Raw genomic sequence first — 16,937 nt, forward strand, 5'->3', positions numbered from 1 at the left:
TTTGTGAGGATTCGGCGAAACTTTTTTGACGAATTACAAATCAAATACTTGCGTTGTTGGTTGGCACTCGTATAATAGGCAGAGTTAGTAAACTTAAAGTTTAGTTTAACGAAACCCACAAAGGCGGTGTCTTATGGAGATTGGCAGTCGAATTCGAGACTTACGAATCCGGAAAAACTTGACCCAAGAAGAGTTAGGCGAGCGAACGGATCTCACAAAGGGCTATATTTCGCAGGTGGAGCATGACCAGAGTTCACCGTCACTTGAGACTTTTTTTGATATTTTGAGTGTTTTGGGTGAATCTCCGGCTGATTTTTTTCGTGAGGAACCAAAAGATTCCTTGGTTTATCACGAGGATGATCAAGTCACATATTTGGATGAAGAAAAAGGGTACCGTTTGAAATGGCTGGTGCCTGAAAGCAATGAAAATGAAATGGAACCGGTCATGATCGATTTTGCCGCGCACGGCATTTTTAAAACGTTCGAGCCTTCACCGGCAGAAACCTTTGTTTACGTTGTTAGTGGTCGTGTCAAATTACTGCTGGGTGAACAAACTTATGTTGCAAAGAAAGGCGAGACAATTTACTTTCACGCAACCAAGCAACATCAATTGGTCAACGCCGCGACGGGTCGTAGTAAGTGCTTGCTAGTCGCGACGGCATCTTATTTATAAGGAGTTGGGGTCATTGAGCAACATTATCGTTGAACTGAAGCATGTCGGTAAGCGGTACGGCGACACGCAGGTGCTGAAGGATATCAACATTGAGATCGAACAAGGCAAGTTTTACACGTTGTTGGGGCCATCCGGATCGGGTAAAACAACGATTTTGCGTGCAATTGCGGGGTTTTTGGATGTCTCAGAAGGTGAAGTGCTGTTTGATGGCAAGCGGATCAATGATGTGCCTGCCAACCAGCGCAAGGTAAATACGGTTTTCCAAGACTATGCCCTCTTCCCGCACCTAAACGTTTTTGACAATGTTGCATTCGGGTTGCGGTTGCATCGGATGAGCAAGCAGGACATTCAGACAAAGGTCGAAGATGCCTTAAAAATGGTTCGATTACAAGGTTATGCTGATCGGGAAATTTCTGAATTATCCGGTGGTCAACAACAGCGAGTTGCCATTGCTCGAGCGATTGTCCTCGAGCCGCAAGTATTGCTGCTAGACGAACCGTTATCAGCACTTGACGCTAAATTGCGTAAGGATATGCAATATGAATTGCGCGAATTGCAGGAACGGTTGGGGATCACTTTCCTATTTGTGACACACGACCAAGAAGAAGCGTTGGCCTTGTCGGACGAAATTTTTGTCATGAACGATGGTGAAGTGCAACAAAGTGGTACGCCAGTTGATATTTATGATGAGCCGGTCAATCATTTTGTGGCGGATTTCATTGGTGAAAGTAACATCATTCAAGGGCACATGATTAAGGACTTCTTAGTTGAGTTCAATGGCAAACGGTTTGAATGTGCCGATGCCGGAATGCGTCCAAATGAACCAGTTGAAGTTGTTTTGCGCCCAGAAGATTTGGACATTACCCCAGCAAATTCAGGCAAGGTCAATGTTGAAGTAGACACCCAACTGTTCCGCGGTGACTACTACGAAATTGTGGGTTACGACGATCTCAAGAATGAATGGTTGATTCACTCAACCAACCCCGCCAAAGACGGCGAAACGGTTGGCTTGACGTTTGATCCTGAGGACATCCATGTCATGCGGCTTAACGAATCTGAAGAAGATTTCGACGCTCGGCTGGAAACCTACGAAGGGGAATAACGTCAGTAAGGATCAGTTGGGGCAGTGTCATCGAAGCGTTTTGACGATTAGATAGACACTGGTCGGCGCTGATCGATTTTCGAACTGAGGAGGGTCATCGTGAAAAAATCCACCACAAACGCCGCATTCTACACACCTTATGTGATGTGGCTGGCATTATTTGTGATCGCACCGATGGTTTTAATCGTTTATCAAAGTTTCTTTAACATCAGCGGTCACTTTACCCTTGCCAATTATCAGACCTATTTTCAATCAGGCACTTATATTATGATGACGATCAATTCCGTCTGGTATGCGTTCCTGATCACGTTAGCAACTTTGTTAATCAGCTATCCAACAGCATATTTGCTGCATTATGCCAAGCATAAACAGTTATGGTTGTTGCTGATTATTCTACCGACTTGGATTAACTTGCTGCTGAAAGCATACGCCTTCATCGGGATCTTCAGTCAGGATGGCGGGGTTAATAGTTTCTTGGGAATGTTTGGCATCGCGCCCCAGCAATTCCTGTTCACGGATTTTAGTTTCATTTTTGTTGCTGCTTATATTGAAATCCCGTTCATGATCTTGCCGATTTTCAATGCAATCGAAGAATTACCGGAAAACCTTGTCAATGCTGCCCAAGATTTAGGGGCCAAAAGCTGGCAGACCTTCACCAAGGTGATCTGGCCGTTAACAATTTCCGGCGTGAAATCCGGGGTTCAAGCTGTTTTCATTCCTAGTTTAAGTTTATTCATGTTGACGCGTCTGATCGGCGGGAACCGGGTCATTACTTTGGGGACAGCCATTGAAGAGCATTTTCTGACAACGATGAACTGGGGCATGGGTTCGACGATCGGGGTTGTCCTGATCGTCGCCATGTTCATCATCATGTTCCTGACCGGCGAACGTAAGAAGAAGGGGGCGCGGCGTCATGAAGCGTAAATTCAAATGGTCCAACCTTTATCTGATCTTCGTCTTCATCTGTTTGTATGTGCCGATCTTTTATTTGGTTATCTACTCGTTTTCAACGGGAGATCGCATGAGCAATTACAGCGGCTTCACATGGAAACATTATGCTGAGCTGTTTGCTGACACCCGGATGATTCAAATTGTTCTGGATACGTTGCTAGTCGCGCTATTATCCAGTTTGATCGCTACGATTATCGGTGCGTTAGGAGCATTAGCAATTGATCGTACTAGTCGACCTGTTGTTAAAAACACGGTCTTATCCCTCAACAACATTCTTATGGTGAGTCCAGATGTCATTATCGGTGCTAGTTTTCTGATCTTCTATACCGCGTTGAAAGTGCCATTGGGTTTCTGGTCCGTCTTGATGAGCCATATTGCCTTTTCTATCCCGATTGTCGTGTTGATGATCCTACCGCGGCTTCAGGAAATGAGCCATTCTTTACTAGATGCTGCTCGTGATTTAGGCGCGTCCAACTATCAAGTTTTAACGCGCGTGATCGTGCCTTATATTACGCCGGGTATTTTTTCCGGCTTTTTCATGGCCTTTACGTATTCACTAGATGATTTTGCCGTGACCTTCTTTGTCACTGGTAATGGTTTTGAAACACTGGCAGTCGAAATATACGCTCGCGCACGACAAGGCATCAGTTTGGAGATCAATGCGTTGTCAGGCGTCATGTTTATCTTTGCTTTACTGCTGGTAGTCGGTTACTACTTCATTCAACAAGCAGGTCAAAATCGGCGAGCCAAACAAAAACACAAGCGAGAAAGCGAGGCGTTGATCAATGAAACGACTCATTAGTATTGCGATTGCCATCTTAGCTGTTTGTCTCGGATTAGCAGTTTGGAGTGAAGGATTACAAAAATCGCAAGGTGATACGGGTGAAAACACGTTAAACCTTTTCAACTGGGGCGATTACATCGATCCGGCGCTGATCAGCAAGTTTGAAAAACAAACTGGCTATCATGTTAATCAAGAAACCTTTGATTCAAATGAAGCCATGTTCACCAAGATTCAACAAGGTGGTACAAGCTACGATTTGACAGTACCATCTGACTACATGATCGAAAAAATGAAAAAGGCCAATCTGTTGCTACCACTCGATAAAAGTAAATTACGCGGGATGCAAAACATGGACCCGCGTTTAATCGATAAAGATTTTGATCGCAACAATAAATACAGCATTCCGTATTTCTGGGGAACGCTGGGGATTATTTACAACGATAAGTTTGTCAAAGCCAGTGAAGTTCAACACTGGGATCAACTATGGAACCCGAAATTCAAAGATTCAATCATGTTGATTGATTCGGCCCGCGACGTGTTTGCACCAGCGCTCATTTCGATGGGCAAGTCGGTTAATGAAACCAACCCGCAAACCTTAGCGCTCGCCAAGGCAAAACTTGATCAGCTGTCGCCTAATGTGAAAGCTGTTGTTGCTGATGAAATCAAAATGTACATGGCCGAGAACGAGGCTAAGATTGCCGTTGACTGGTCAGGTGAAGCCAGTGAGATGTTGGCCAACAATAAACATCTGCACTATGTTGTCCCGCGCGAAGGCAGCAATCTCTGGTTTGACAACTTGGTCATCCCTAAGACGGCTAAGCATTTTAAGGCCATCTATGCCTTTCTAAACTTCATGATGGAACCCAAAAACGCGGCTCAAAATGCCGAATATGTCGGTTATGCAACACCAAATGCAGCCGCCAAGAAGCTCCTACCAAAGAGTGTGCAAAATGATCGCCAATTTTATCCAGATGATGAAACAATGAAACATTTGGAGATTTATTCTGATCTGCCACCAGCTAAGGTTGGGCTTTATAATGATCTTTTCTTGGAATTCAAAATGTATCGCCGATGAGAAGGCTCATCGCTTACAGTCCGCTATGATTAGCTAAAAATGCTAATTTGCGGGCTTTTTTTGGGTCACTTTTTCGATTGCTTCGGTAGTCTTAAACGACAAGGATTTAACTGATGATCTCGCAAAAAATAAGCCTTGATAACAAAGAGCGATGAGGGAAAATGGCTTTAAAGATGAGAACGTTTTCTAAAATGCACATCACACTAGCAAAATCTGGTACGCTTATTGCAATGAAAAACATCTGATTGTGCTCCAGCGTCATTAACCGACAAAGGGATAAACGGTTTTGCAGTCGTCTTGGATACTTGTTTCAGATACGATCACTAAGAGGTGGGCAGCTTGGGAAAGAGAACTTACAAAAATGAAGAGCGCTGGGTAGACGTTGTTTGTTGCCTTAGCCTTTGGTTGGCATCTTTTAGTTTGATGGCAGCCGCTACGGTACTGGATGTCAATCGTCCATTCTTCATTATTATGCTGTCATTAACGGCCTGCGCCATTGGCGAAACGGTGACGTTGGTTAGGAAAAAGCGCTGAGGCGGATGATAAGATTGTTTAATGCTATCACGCGTCACGGTAAAATGGGCCAGTATTAGCTGTGTCTTTTCAGTGATTATTTTTGTGACTAATCAACCAATAACCGACTACGAAAAATACAGTTCCAAGTGTTGCAATTCCTAAAGCATCGAGCAATATGGAAGCGATAAAACCATTCCGAATGGCAAACCATACAACTGCACTGACAAACATCACGCACCATCCTCCAACAAAACTTAGACCAACAACTTTATTTGTTTGCATCAATTTAACCTCCAGTAATAGTTTAAGCTGCCAATGAGAATGCCTTCTATCTTATAGCAAGGATAACATGAAACTGAAAATGTTGGTTACATTTTTTAACATAGGGGCAGTGATCTTTCAGCTTTATGGCGATTTAATGCACGCCACTTCGCACACAATAAAAAGCGATCCGCCTATTTTTGGACGGATCGCTTTTTGTTCATATTAACCACTATTGCCTAATCAACAACATCGACTTTCTTAGCAGCCAATCGGCGTCGATTGAGCCACTTGCGTCCTTCTTCGATGAGGAAGAGCGGAATTGGAATAATAGCCAAGAAGATCCAATCCGTTGGGGCGAGTGGGCCGGTGTGAAAGAGTTCCTGTAAGAATGGGGTATAGCTGAGTAGTGCCAATAGGAAAATTTCAAAGACGATCCCGAACCAAACGAGTTTGTTGGCAAAAAGACCGGCTTTGAAAACAGAAGCATTTTCGGTTCGGCAGTTCATCGCTGCGGCAATCTGACAGAAGATGATGGCGGCCAAGGTCATGGTAGTCGCCATGACGTAAGTGTTGCCACTGGTTGCCAGACCCTTCAACGGCCAACCATTGAGATGGTTGACGAAGAAGTAGGCACCGCTTGAAATGATTGAGGCAATCAGGCCATACCAAGCAAACGCCTTCCAGAGAACGGTTTTACTCATGAGGTGGGCATCGCGTGCTCGCGGTGGCTTGTCCATGATGCCAGGTTCCGCTTTCTCAGAGCCAAGACCTAAGGCTGGCATCATGTCGGTGCCAAGATCGACGGTCAAAATTTGCATGACAGTCAACGGGAGCGGAATCGCACCACGTGAGAACAGGAATAAGGCTGAAGGTACCGCTTCAGGCAAGTTAGAATTCAAGATGTAGATCAGGAATTTCTGAATGTTACTGTAAACGGTTCGACCTTCTTCAATGGCGGCAACAATTGAGGCAAAGTTGTCATCGGTTAGGATCATATCAGCGGCATCCTTGGCGACATCGGTGCCGGTAACGCCCATGGCAACACCAATGTCGGCTTTTTTCAAGGCTGGGGCATCATTGACACCATCGCCGGTAGAAGCAACGATCTCGCCAATTTCTTGCAAGGTTGAGACGATTTTGTATTTCTGCTCTGGGGCGACCCGTGCGAAAATGATTTCGCCAGCAAGTGCCTTTTTTAAATCTTCTTTACTCATTGAATCGAGTTCGCCACCGGTGACAACCCGCGCTTTGTCAGAAGTGAGGCCGATTTTGACCGCGACGGACTTAGCTGTTAAGGAAGAGTCGCCGGTAACCATAATAATTTTGATGCTGGCACGGTGACATTTCTTGATGGCTTCGTAAATTTCCGGACGTGGCGGATCGGACATGATTGCTAAGCCAACAAAGGTCAAATTGGTTTCGGCCGTGTCGATTGTGAGGCCGTCAAGTTGTTTTTCTTTATCTGTTTCTTGAGGCACCTCACGATAAGCGGTGGCAATGGAACGCAGGCCGAGGGAAGCATATTTGCGGTTGGCATCGTCAATCGCTTTTTTATCGTCTTCAGTCAGTGGCCGAACTTTGCCATTTTCTTGGATAGTGTCACAATGCGGCAGCAAATCGCTCAGCGAGCCTTTGGTGCAAATTGATAAGGTGTGATCGTCATGTTGATGAATGGTGGTCATACGCTTCCGATCTGAATCAAACGGCAGCTCTTTCAGGCGTGGATACTTAATGCTGTATGCCTTGGTATCAATGCCGGACTTTTGGGCCAAAATGACCAGTGAGGCTTCAGTCGGGGTACCTAGGATTTTCGGCCGAGCACTGCCTTTTGACGGCTCAACTTCAGTATCATTATTGAAGGCAACTAAGCGGATCAGCAAATCCAGATCGGCATCGGTGCCATATTTAATGGGTTTCCCGTCCAGTTGAATCTGGCCATTATTCACGAAGCCTTGGCCAGTAACGGTGAAGGAATGAGCAGGTGTCCAGATGTGATCCACGGTCATCTGATTTTGGGTTAAGGTGCCGGTTTTATCTGAACAGATCACCGTGGTTTCGCCTAAGGTTTCAACACTATTCAGATCTTTTAACAACGCATGCTTTTTGGCCATGCGTTGAACGCCTTGAGCCAAGGACAATGTGACTGTTGGCAACAAGCCTTCAGGGATGAAGGCTACGATCATACCCAAGGCGAAAATGAAACTTTGAGCCACAGGGTAGTGGACAAAGAAGATTGCCGAAACGAAGAATACCAGACCAAGACCGATGGCAATCAGTGAAATCTGTTTGGTTAAACGATTTAGCTCTAATTGTAAGGGACTCAGACTTGGTTTTTGTTGTTGCGTTAACGCCGCAATTCGACCAAACTCGGTATTCATCCCCGTGGCAAATGCCACAGCAGTTGCCGTGCCAGCGCCAACAGTAGTGCCAGCATAAACAAGGTTTGATTCCGCGAACTCACCTTGACCAGCATCAAAGGCAACTTTTTTTGATTCAGGTACCGATTCACCAGTTAGGGCACTTTGATCGACTTGAACCGAAGTGGCCTTAATCAAGCGCGCATCAACCGGAACCGCATTGCCTGCCTGAAGATTGAAAACATCCCCAGGTACCATTTTGGTTGCATTAATTTGCTGCAGTTTGCCATCGCGATAAACTTGCGTATAAGCCGGTAGCATTTTCATTAACGAGTCAGTTGCTTTTTGAGCTTCATGTTCTTGCCAATAGCTGAAAACACCGTTGATAATATTGACCAGCCAAATGGCAATCCCTAATTCGAGGGTGCCTGACAGGATGGCGACAAAGCCGCTGACCCACAACAGAATGGCCATCACGCTTGTGAAATTTTTGAGGAAAATGAGTAATTGTGATTGTTGCTTTTCCCTAGTAATCACGTTTTCCCCATACTTTTCTAGGCGGTCGGCGGCCTCCTTCCGCGTTAATCCAGTTGACGTTGTATGCAAATCCGTCATCAGATCCGGGACGGGATCCGTTGCAAACTTGCGCCGCGTCTCCTTTTCATTTTTCATGACTTAAGCATGTCTCCTTCATAAAGATGTTTAGCTTCATTCTAACGTTCTGAGCGGAGGAAAACACCCAAAGTGCTGTTTTTAAGCAATTAAACTTTTCGGCTTAGGCGCGGAGACCGCGTTCTAAGAATTCAACCGCTTCGTGAACGGCAGTTTCGAGATCAAAAGCGGATTGTTCACCGATAATGAGTGGTAATAGGTAACTAAGCACGGTTCCAAAAATGGCTCGTAGGACTCGATTAAATGGCCAATCAACCAATTGTCCGTTAGCCTGATAAGTTGCATAAAGGCGCGCGGCTTTTCCCGATAACTCGCGGTTGAATTGCTCAGCGAGCTCTTGTCCTAAGGCAGCGTCACGAAGAACAGTGGCTGCTAAAACCCGTAGCTGGGCTTGATTAGCAATGGCAAACTGCATACGATCATGAACAATGAACGTTAAAAAAGTGTGTAAGTCGGGCAAATCTTGTTCACCGACTTCATTAACAAACTCGGTTAATACGTTTGGCATTACTTGGCGAATCATAGGGGCTAGTAGCGCCTGAAGAATCCCATCTTTCGTCTTGAACTGCTTGTAAACTGTGCCTTCGCTGACCTGTGCCGTTTCAGCAATTTCTTTAGTGCTAGTGCGATCAAAGCCTTGACTAGCAAATAACGCTAAACTGGCCTTTAAAACGGCTTGCTGTTTAGCGGATAGATTGCTTTTGGCGAGTGAAGCGGAAAACAAATCGGTAATATTACGTGTGTGCATCGCGAGATCGCTTCCCTTCAATAAAAATTGCTCGACTTTACACTTGCCGGTATTTCCGCATCGTGAGTAAATTTAATCCAAGAAATAATAGGAAGAATCCTAACAAGGCAACCACATCTGGATAGAAGACGGCAAGCGACTGACCTTTGGCGATAATACCGGTTAAGGCATTAGCACCATAGTATAAAGGCATGATGTGAGCGATGGGTTGCAGCCACCCAAGCATGTGATCAATTGGAATTAATCCCGTAAAGAAAATTTGGGGAATAACCACAATTGGAATGAATTGCAGCATCTGAAATTCAGTGTCAGCAAAGGTTGAAATCAACAAGCCCAGTGCCAAGGCAGTGAACGCTAATAGTAAATTGATCAAAAAGATGGCGGGGATGCTGCCAAGAATTTGAATTTTGAATACGATCAAGGAATAACCAACGATTAGCAATGTCTGAATAATGGCGAAAATACCATAACCTAGTAGGTAACCGCTAATGATTTCACCGCGGCGAACCGGCGTTGCCAGTAAACGGTATAAGGTGCCAGTGGTCCGCTCGCGCAACAAAGCGATGCCCGAAATCAAAAAGACAAAGAAGAAGACAATGAATCCCATTAAAATCGGCAACAGGGTGTCAAAGTAAGTTGAGTCGGCAGAGCCATATCGGTAATGGGTTGTTAACGTGTAACTCGGTGTTTTTGGCTGATGGGGTTCTGGAATTTGGGCTGCGCCGTGCGTGGCCTGTTTGAGAGCTGTCGCAAGCTTTTGTAAGGTGGTTGCTTGGATCTTAAGCGCTGTGGCAGCGGCTTGCATTTTTAGTTTGATAGAAGCGGCTTGCAAGGTTTGTTTCAGAATCGCGCTTTTTCCTTGATCAGCGTTGGCCAACGTCAGGGTCAGCTTATCGCCATCCTGCGTGAGTACACCGGCATAATCATGAGCCTTGATTAATGCGATGGGTTGGTCATTTTTGACCTGATGCAATCGAACGTGTTTGGTATCGATCGCCTTTGTTAGTGCCGAATCAACAGCATGAACTGCTAAATCAGCCTTGGTGTCCGTATTGGATTGAAAAAGAAAAAAGATCAACGTCATGATAAATAAAGGCGCGATAAACATCAGGGCTAACGTGCGTTTATCACGGAACATTTCTTTTAAAATCCGATTAATCAACGCTTCAATGCGCATCTTGCTGCCTCCCTGCGGCTAAAAAGACCGCTTCAATCGAGTCCGTTTGATAATCTGCCTTTAATTGTGCCGGTGTCCCTTGGGCAATGGCAGTCCCGTTGCGAATCATCAATAACGTGTCCGCTTCTTCGGCATCAGCCATGACGTGGGTCGTTAAAATAATGGCGACACCCTGATCCGCCAGACGATGCAATTCATGCCAAATCTGTTGGCGCAGCTCAGGGTCAATGCCAACGGTCGGTTCATCTAAAATCAACAACTGCGGTTGACTGATGAGGGCGATGGCGAGCGATAATCGGCGCTTCATCCCGCCTGAATAATCCTTAACTGGTTGCTTTAAGGCCGGTTGCAGATTGACGACATTAGCAGCATAAGCCATTTGTTTGGTAATCTGCGCGTGTGGGACGCCTTGCATTTTGGCAAAAAATGTCAGGTTCTCGGCACCGGTTAAACTTTCATATAAAGCATCAGTCTGAGCCATGAAGCCGATTTTCGCGAGTAGGGGACGATTCGGCACGGCTTGCCCTAAAACGCTGACTTGTCCGGTGCGTGGGCGCAACATACCCATAATGGTACTGACTAAAGTGGTTTTGCCAGCACCGCTAGGACCGATTAAAGCAAGAATTTGACCATGATTTAAGGTCAAGTTGATGTCCTTAAGCACGATCTGTTTACCATAGCCTTGGGTGAGGGCGCTGACCTGAACAGCTTGATTTGTTTGCATATTATCGCGTCACTTTCTCAATAATATAGTGAGTGCTCACTCACTTGCCATTATCGCCAATTTTGGGGTAAAAGCAACTAAAAGTTTAAAAGTCATCAGCCAAATCAATCAGATTGTTGTCAAAAGGATGGCATCTAAAAGCTGCTTCAAGCTGTGTTATAGCGACTGAAACCGCTTATGCTCCCGTTTCTGGCCGCGCCTGTGCACACCTCGTGGTATAATTATTCAGAAGTTTGATTCTAAACCACAATGGAGGAACGCGGATGCGCACCTATCTGACAAATTTATTAACTTGGTCCACCTTGATCAATCTGGTTGACATCCTCGTCGTCTGGTATGTCATTTATCGTTTGATCATGCTTGTTCGCGGTACAAAAGCGGTTCAGCTTCTGAAAGGCGTTTTTGTCATTGCTGCGATCAAGATTATTTCTTGGTTCCTTCAGTTGAAGACGGTCGGTTATTTAACTGATTTGGTTATTACTTGGAGTGTGCCAGCACTGGTTATTATTTTTCAGCCGGAAATTCGGCGTGGCCTTGAGCACCTAGGTCGCGGTTCCTTGATTTTTCGGTCGAATAATAACCAGCACGAAGTCGAAGTACGGATGGTCAAAGAACTTGATAAGGCTATTCAATATATGAGCAAGCGCCGGATCGGGGCCTTAATGACGATCCAGAAGAGTACCGGGCTGGAGGATTACATTGAGACAGGTATTCCCTTGGATGCTGATATTAGTGGAGAGCTGCTGATCAACATTTTCATACCGAATACGCCGTTGCATGATGGGGCGGTGATCATTCGGGACAATCGAATTGCGGTTGCGGCTGCATACTTACCTTTATCTGACAGCAATCTCATTCCTAAAGAACTTGGTACGCGCCATCGTGCTGCTGTCGGGATCAGTGAAGTGACGGATGCGTTGACGATCGTTGTCTCTGAAGAAACTGGGGAAGTGACGATCACAAATAACAACAACCTGATTCGTAATTTGACGCGTGATGACTATATGAAGTTTCTGACGGCGCAATTAGTGCCAAAAGAAGAGGCGCCGAATCCGAACCCAGTTGTCAGTTTCTTTTCGCGCCGGTTTAAGTCACGTAAAAAGAAGGAGGGCAAGCAATGAATCGCTTATGGGATAATCCATGGGTTAATCGGTTGTTGGCTCTGCTTCTCGCGATTGGGCTTTTTGCTTATGTCAACGTTGAAAGCATCAACAATACCAGACAAAGTGCAAATGATGATACAACCTTGGTTGCCAACAAAACCCAGACCGTGAAAGTGCCGTTACAGGTAAATGCCAACACGGACAAGTATTTTATTACCGGTTATCCGTCAAAAGTTTCAGTTGCATTGACAGGAACGGCTTCATTAGTCACGATGACCGCCAACACCCAAAATTTTCGGATCATTGCTGATCTTACCAAACTCGGTGTTGGCAAGCATCGTGTTCGGTTGAAGGCAGAAGGTTTGAACAAGGATTTGAGTTATTCGATTTCGCCTAAATCCGTGACCGTTGACATTCAGGTTCGGGACAATAAGACGATGCCGATTCAGGTTCGCTATAATAAAGCCAGTATCGCATCCGGGTATGCAGCTGGTGAGCCAAAGCTGTCGACGCGAACAGTGGATGTCACTGGCGCACGATCCGTGATTGACTCGATCGCACAAGTTGTGGCAAATGTCTCGCTGTCGCACAATACCCGGAGTACGGTTGACCAAGAGGTGCTGTTACAGGCGCTTGATGAGAACGGCAATACGATGAATGTTGTGTTGGCACCGCAGACTGTTCATGTAACCTTACCGATTTCTCAACCTAGCAAGAAACTTACCGTGGAGCTAAAACAAACTGGGACTGCCGTGTCAGGACGCACGTATGTCTTGTCCTCTGACACAAAACAGGTTACCGTATACGGAGACCAAAGTAGTTTGGACAAGCTGAGTAAATTAACCGTGGACGTCGATGTCAGCGGTATTAGCACGACGACAACTCGGACTTACAACGTAACTGATTTGAATGATGGTATTTCTGCTGCTAGTCCGAAATCACTTAAAGTGACGGTTAGTGTTGGCAACACTGGTAATGATGATAATAACAACAATGGCGGTTCAACAGCGAGCACCAGTACTTCGAGTTCGAGTGCCGCAAGCACCTCGAGTGCCAGTGAATCAGACTCAAGTACATCAACAAGCGACAATAATGGCTGAAAGAAATGAGGAAGAATTAAGATGACAAAGTATTTTGGTACTGATGGCGTTCGTGGTATTGCAAACAAGGAACTAAGTCCGGAAATGGCTTTCCGGCTAGGGCGGACAGGCGGCTATGTTTTGACGCAGCACAAAGAAGATGCGAGTCGACGCCCATTGGTTTTGGTTGCTCGCGATACACGAATCTCAGGGCAGATGTTGGCTGATGCTTTAATTGCTGGCTTGCTTTCTGTTGGGATTGAAGTGCTGGATTTAGGCGTGATCACAACGCCTGCTGTTGCTTATTTAATCAAGATTCAAGGCGCCGATGCTGGTATCCAGATTTCGGCGTCGCATAATCCGGTTGCCGATAATGGCATCAAGTTCTTTGGAGCGGACGGCTACAAATTGTCTGACGATACTGAAGAAGAAATTGAAGCCTTACTGGATGCGCCAGAAGACAAACTTCCACGGCCGGCTGCTGAAGGATTAGGTACAGTAGACGATTATCCTGAAGGCGCACTCAAGTACACCCAATTTCTTGAGCAAACCTTGGCAGATGATCTGAGTGGCATTTATGTGTGCTTGGATGGCGCAAATGGTGCAACGAGTGGGTTAGTTAGTCGAATTTTTGCTGATCTTGAGACCGATTTTGATACAATGGCAATCAGTCCAGATGGGCTTAATATCAATGCTAACGTTGGTTCAACGCATCCTCAGGCGTTATCGAAATTTGTCGTCGAAAAAGGTGCTGATGTTGGCCTCGCGTTTGACGGTGACGGTGATCGCTGTATCGCAGTTGATGAACAAGGCAATATTGTTGATGGCGACAAGATTATGTTCATTCTTGGTAGTTATATGAAGTCACAAGGCCGGCTGAAGCAGGATACTGTCGTCACCACTGTTATGAGTAATCTTGGGTTATATAAGGCATTAGAAGCGAATGGCATGAAGTCCGTGCAAACGGCTGTCGGTGATCGCCACGTTGTCGAAGCCATGCGCAAAGATGGCTATAATATTGGCGGCGAACAGTCTGGCCACGTCATTTTGTTTGATTATCACAATACCGGGGATGGCATGCTGACAGGCATTCACTTGTTAAATGTCATGAAGAAAACCGGCAAGAAGTTGTCTGAATTAGCCGCACCTGTTCAAGACTATCCGCAGAAACTGGTTAATGTGAAAGTTGCGGACAAGGAAAACTGGCAAGCTTATCCAGAAATCCAAAGTGCCATTGATACCGTCGAAAAAGAAATGGCCGGTGATGGCCGTGTTCTGGTTCGCCCTTCAGGCACTGAACCTTTGTTGCGGGTCATGGCCGAAGCCAAAACCGAAGATTTGGTTTCCCGTTATGTGGATCAAATCGTGGATGTGGTGAAGCAAGAAATGGGCAGCAAGGAAGATTAACTGCTGTCTTTATCAAAAATTTAAACTTTATTTTAACCGAGTTGTCACGGGTCTCATCGACAACTCGGTTTTTTTGTCTGGTGATAGCATTCGCAATTGGCACGTTTTGAAAGCGCGTTCATAAAATTCCAAAACCAGTGTGCATAAGAATTGGGTAAATTAATATAGACCAATATATATGTTTCAAGTATACCAGTGAAAAAATGGTGTTGACATATAGCCTTTTAAAAACTATAGTTAGCTTTGCTTTCAACAATACCAATAAAAAATCTGTCTAAACCAATTTTTAGACAAAAATGAAAAGGATGTTGACTATGTGTGGAATCGTTGGCGTTATCGGTAAAAAGAATGCAACGCAGATCTTGCTTAAGGGATTAGAGAAGTTGGAATACCGCGGCTATGATTCAGCCGGCATTTACGTGAATGACCAAGCCGGCCATGATCATTTAATTAAGCGCGTCGGCCACATTTCCAATCTTGAAGAAGCGGTTACGCCTGATGTTCAAGGCGTTATGGGGATTGGCCATACGCGCTGGGCAACCAATGGCGGCCCTACCGAAGCCAACGCCCATCCGCATGTTTCCAATGACGAACGGTTTTATCTGGTGCATAACGGCGTTGTGACCAATGCTAACGAACTGAAGCAGAAGTACTTGCAAGACATTGAATTACAGAGTGATACGGATACCGAAGTTGTTGTTCAGCTGATTGCCTTGTTTGCCCGCGAAGGTCTGTCTGCTAAGGAAGCACTGCGCAAAACCTTGAAAATGATCCAAGGTTCTTATGCTTTCTCGATGGTTGATCGCCTTGACCCAACAGTGCTGTATGTTGCTAAAAACAAGAGTCCATTACTGATTGGCCGTGGTAAAGGCTTTAATGTGGTGGCTTCTGATGCCTTGGCAATGCTTAGTGAAACCGATCAGTTTGTTGAACTGAAGGATCAGGAAATCGTGACCTTGACGGCTGATGCCATCCACATTGAAACGATTGACGGTAAAGTTGAGGAACGTAAGCCATTCACCGTTAAAGTTGATGATGGTGAAGTTTCTAAAGGTACGTACCCATTCTTCATGCTTAAAGAAATCGACGAACAGCCAATCGTGATGCGGCGTTTGGTCGAAAAGTATACCGATGATCATGGCAACATCGTTTTGCCAGAAGATTTGCTGAAAGCTTTACAGCAAGCTGATCGTTTGTATATCGTTGCGGCTGGTACCAGTTATCATGCCGGTTTAGTCGGTGCACCTTTGTTCGAACAATTGGCAGGTATTCCGACAGAAGTGCATGTTGCTTCTGAGTTTGCCTATCATCAACCACTGTTGTCCAAGCACCCACTGTTCATTTTCCTAACCCAAAGTGGGGAAACTGCTGATATCCGTCAGGTCCTTGTTTCAGTCAAGGAACGCGGTTATCAGACATTAACGATCACAAACGTTGCCAGCTCAACGCTTGCTCGTGAAGCAACCTTTATGTTGCAGTTGCATGGCGGCCCAGAAATTGCGGTTGCTTCTACCAAAGCTTACACGGCACAAATCGCCGTTGAAGCGCTTGTATCGAAAGCAGTCGGCGAGGCTAAAGGATTGCAGGCTGCTAAGGACTTCGATGTGATCCATGAACTTGGGTTGGCAGCAACTGGTCAGCAGGCTTTGATTGACCAAAAGGATCGCATCCATGAACTAGCAACTGACATGTTCAAGACCACGCGCAATGCTTTCTACATTGGCCGTGGCGATGATTACTATGCCAGCATGGAAGCAGCATTGAAACTCAAGGAAATCAGTTATGTTCAGGCAGAAGGCTTTGCGGCTGGTGAATTGAAGCATGGTACGATTGCTTTGATTGAAAAGAATACGCCAGTGGTTGCAATCATTTCTGATCCGGTTACAGCAGCGCGCACTCGCAGCAATGCGGACGAGGTGCAAGCTCGCGGTGCCAAGGTGCTTCATATCGCAATGGCTAGTCAAGCCCAAGATGGTGACCAAATCGTTGTCGATGAAATCAATCCATTACTTGCACCGCTTTTGACGATTATCCCGGCACAGCTCTTGGCTTACTTTACTAGTGCGGATCGTGGTTACGATGTTGACCGTCCGCGTAATCTGGCTAAGTCAGTGACCGTTGAATAATCGCTAAGAATTTCATTTGGTGATCGGTGTCATTCATGTCAAGATGTGGATTCAATCCCCAGCTTGGTGTCTGACGTCGTAGCGGATCGTGATCCATGTATATAAAAAAGTGTTGCATCACGGGTATCCTCGTGATGCAACACTTTTTTAATAAGCACAAATTAAGTATTTGTGCGCTA

General features: G+C 45.5%; 16 protein-coding genes. 10 read left to right on the forward strand and 6 right to left on the reverse strand.

Features of this window, described 5'->3' with window-relative positions:
• Positions 1-133: 133 nt before the first annotated feature.
• From LBPC_RS05020 to LBPC_RS05045, 6 genes are all read left to right on the forward strand, one after another.
• Complete coding sequence (locus LBPC_RS05020) at positions 134-673, forward strand: helix-turn-helix domain-containing protein (RefSeq protein WP_003564356.1); 540 nt, start codon at positions 134-136, stop codon at positions 671-673.
• 13 nt (positions 674-686) lie between these two features.
• The gene (locus LBPC_RS05025; RefSeq protein ID WP_003564358.1) at positions 687-1,775 is read left to right on the forward strand and encodes an ABC transporter ATP-binding protein; all 1,089 of its coding nucleotides are present in this window, start codon (positions 687-689) and stop codon (positions 1,773-1,775) included.
• Between the two features lie 99 nt (positions 1,776-1,874).
• A complete protein-coding gene (locus tag LBPC_RS05030) occupies positions 1,875-2,699 on the forward strand; it encodes an ABC transporter permease (protein WP_003564360.1) in 825 nt (274 codons plus the stop codon).
• Positions 2,689-3,528 carry an ABC transporter permease gene (locus LBPC_RS05035; protein ID WP_003564363.1) on the forward strand — a complete coding sequence of 280 codons (840 nt, stop codon included), beginning with the start codon at positions 2,689-2,691 and terminating at the stop codon, positions 3,526-3,528. The genes LBPC_RS05030 and LBPC_RS05035 overlap by 11 nt, the downstream gene beginning before the upstream one ends.
• Positions 3,512-4,585 (forward strand): ABC transporter substrate-binding protein, encoded by a 1,074-nt coding sequence (locus LBPC_RS05040; RefSeq protein ID WP_003569694.1) that lies wholly within the window; start codon positions 3,512-3,514, stop codon positions 4,583-4,585. Before LBPC_RS05035 ends, LBPC_RS05040 begins: the two co-directional genes overlap by 17 nt.
• 339 nt (positions 4,586-4,924) lie before the next feature.
• On the forward strand, positions 4,925-5,119 hold the full coding sequence (locus LBPC_RS05045) for a hypothetical protein (RefSeq protein WP_003564368.1): 195 nt from the start codon (positions 4,925-4,927) through the stop codon (positions 5,117-5,119).
• A 69-nt stretch (positions 5,120-5,188) separates the two neighbouring features.
• Here the strand turns inward: LBPC_RS05045 and LBPC_RS05050 are convergent, their stop codons facing one another.
• From LBPC_RS05050 to LBPC_RS05070, 5 genes are all read right to left on the reverse strand, one after another.
• Positions 5,189-5,383, reverse strand: coding sequence for a hypothetical protein (locus LBPC_RS05050; protein ID WP_003564370.1), 195 nt, complete (start codon positions 5,381-5,383; stop codon positions 5,189-5,191).
• 218 nt (positions 5,384-5,601) lie between these two features.
• Positions 5,602-8,394: a cation-translocating P-type ATPase gene (locus tag LBPC_RS05055; protein WP_003661282.1), complete on the reverse strand. Its 2,793-nt coding sequence runs from the start codon at positions 8,392-8,394 to the stop codon at positions 5,602-5,604.
• A 103-nt stretch (positions 8,395-8,497) separates the two neighbouring features.
• Positions 8,498-9,142, reverse strand: coding sequence for a TetR/AcrR family transcriptional regulator (locus tag LBPC_RS05060; protein ID WP_003574317.1), 645 nt, complete (start codon positions 9,140-9,142; stop codon positions 8,498-8,500).
• A 37-nt stretch (positions 9,143-9,179) separates the two neighbouring features.
• A complete protein-coding gene (locus LBPC_RS05065) occupies positions 9,180-10,319 on the reverse strand; it encodes an ABC transporter permease (RefSeq protein WP_003593986.1) in 1,140 nt (379 codons plus the stop codon).
• Positions 10,309-11,043, reverse strand: a complete 735-nt coding sequence (locus LBPC_RS05070; protein WP_003593988.1) for an ABC transporter ATP-binding protein — start codon at positions 11,041-11,043, stop codon at positions 10,309-10,311. The genes LBPC_RS05065 and LBPC_RS05070 overlap by 11 nt, the downstream gene beginning before the upstream one ends.
• Before the next feature lie 263 nt (positions 11,044-11,306).
• Between LBPC_RS05070 and cdaA the strand changes: the two genes are divergently transcribed.
• From cdaA to glmS, 4 genes are all read left to right on the forward strand, one after another.
• Positions 11,307-12,164 carry a diadenylate cyclase CdaA gene (cdaA, locus tag LBPC_RS05075; protein WP_003564381.1) on the forward strand — a complete coding sequence of 286 codons (858 nt, stop codon included), beginning with the start codon at positions 11,307-11,309 and terminating at the stop codon, positions 12,162-12,164.
• Positions 12,161-13,246 carry a CdaR family protein gene (locus LBPC_RS05080; RefSeq protein WP_003593991.1) on the forward strand — a complete coding sequence of 362 codons (1,086 nt, stop codon included), beginning with the start codon at positions 12,161-12,163 and terminating at the stop codon, positions 13,244-13,246. The genes cdaA and LBPC_RS05080 overlap by 4 nt, the downstream gene beginning before the upstream one ends.
• A gap of 21 nt (positions 13,247-13,267) precedes the next feature.
• Positions 13,268-14,632, forward strand: a complete 1,365-nt coding sequence (gene glmM, locus LBPC_RS05085; RefSeq protein WP_003661280.1) for a phosphoglucosamine mutase — start codon at positions 13,268-13,270, stop codon at positions 14,630-14,632.
• A gap of 314 nt (positions 14,633-14,946) precedes the next feature.
• Entirely contained in the window at positions 14,947-16,758 is a 1,812-nt protein-coding gene (glmS, locus tag LBPC_RS05090; protein ID WP_016365785.1) for a glutamine--fructose-6-phosphate transaminase (isomerizing), read from the forward strand.
• Here glmS and LBPC_RS16950 read toward each other — a convergent pair.
• On the reverse strand, positions 16,736-16,876 hold the full coding sequence (locus LBPC_RS16950; protein WP_016383593.1) for a hypothetical protein: 141 nt from the start codon (positions 16,874-16,876) through the stop codon (positions 16,736-16,738). The genes glmS and LBPC_RS16950 overlap by 23 nt on opposite strands.
• Between the last annotated feature and the right edge of the window lie 61 nt (positions 16,877-16,937).

It is taken from the genome of Lacticaseibacillus paracasei subsp. paracasei (assembly GCF_000829035.1).
In the GTDB taxonomy this organism is placed as follows: Bacteria; Bacillota; Bacilli; order Lactobacillales; family Lactobacillaceae; genus Lacticaseibacillus; species Lacticaseibacillus paracasei.

Bases quoted from the DNA above. Each gene is read 5' to 3' on its own strand.
- LBPC_RS05060 (WP_003574317.1), bottom strand. From the start codon at position 9,142: ATGCACACACGTAATATTACCGATTTGTTTTCCGCTTCACTCGCCAAA.
- LBPC_RS05035 (WP_003564363.1), top strand. From the start codon at position 2,689: ATGAAGCGTAAATTCAAATGGTCCAACCTTTATCTGATCTTCGTCTTC.
- LBPC_RS05050 (WP_003564370.1), bottom strand. From the start codon at position 5,383: ATGCAAACAAATAAAGTTGTTGGTCTAAGTTTTGTTGGAGGATGGTGC.
- LBPC_RS05040 (WP_003569694.1), top strand. From the start codon at position 3,512: ATGAAACGACTCATTAGTATTGCGATTGCCATCTTAGCTGTTTGTCTC.
- LBPC_RS05070 (WP_003593988.1), bottom strand. From the start codon at position 11,043: ATGCAAACAAATCAAGCTGTTCAGGTCAGCGCCCTCACCCAAGGCTAT.
- LBPC_RS05065 (WP_003593986.1), bottom strand. From the start codon at position 10,319: ATGCGCATTGAAGCGTTGATTAATCGGATTTTAAAAGAAATGTTCCGT.
- LBPC_RS05020 (WP_003564356.1), top strand. From the start codon at position 134: ATGGAGATTGGCAGTCGAATTCGAGACTTACGAATCCGGAAAAACTTG.
- glmM (WP_003661280.1), top strand. From the start codon at position 13,268: ATGACAAAGTATTTTGGTACTGATGGCGTTCGTGGTATTGCAAACAAG.
- LBPC_RS16950 (WP_016383593.1), bottom strand. From the start codon at position 16,876: ATGCAACACTTTTTTATATACATGGATCACGATCCGCTACGACGTCAG.
- LBPC_RS05080 (WP_003593991.1), top strand. From the start codon at position 12,161: ATGAATCGCTTATGGGATAATCCATGGGTTAATCGGTTGTTGGCTCTG.
- LBPC_RS05055 (WP_003661282.1), bottom strand. From the start codon at position 8,394: ATGAAAAATGAAAAGGAGACGCGGCGCAAGTTTGCAACGGATCCCGTC.
- cdaA (WP_003564381.1), top strand. From the start codon at position 11,307: ATGCGCACCTATCTGACAAATTTATTAACTTGGTCCACCTTGATCAAT.
- glmS (WP_016365785.1), top strand. From the start codon at position 14,947: ATGTGTGGAATCGTTGGCGTTATCGGTAAAAAGAATGCAACGCAGATC.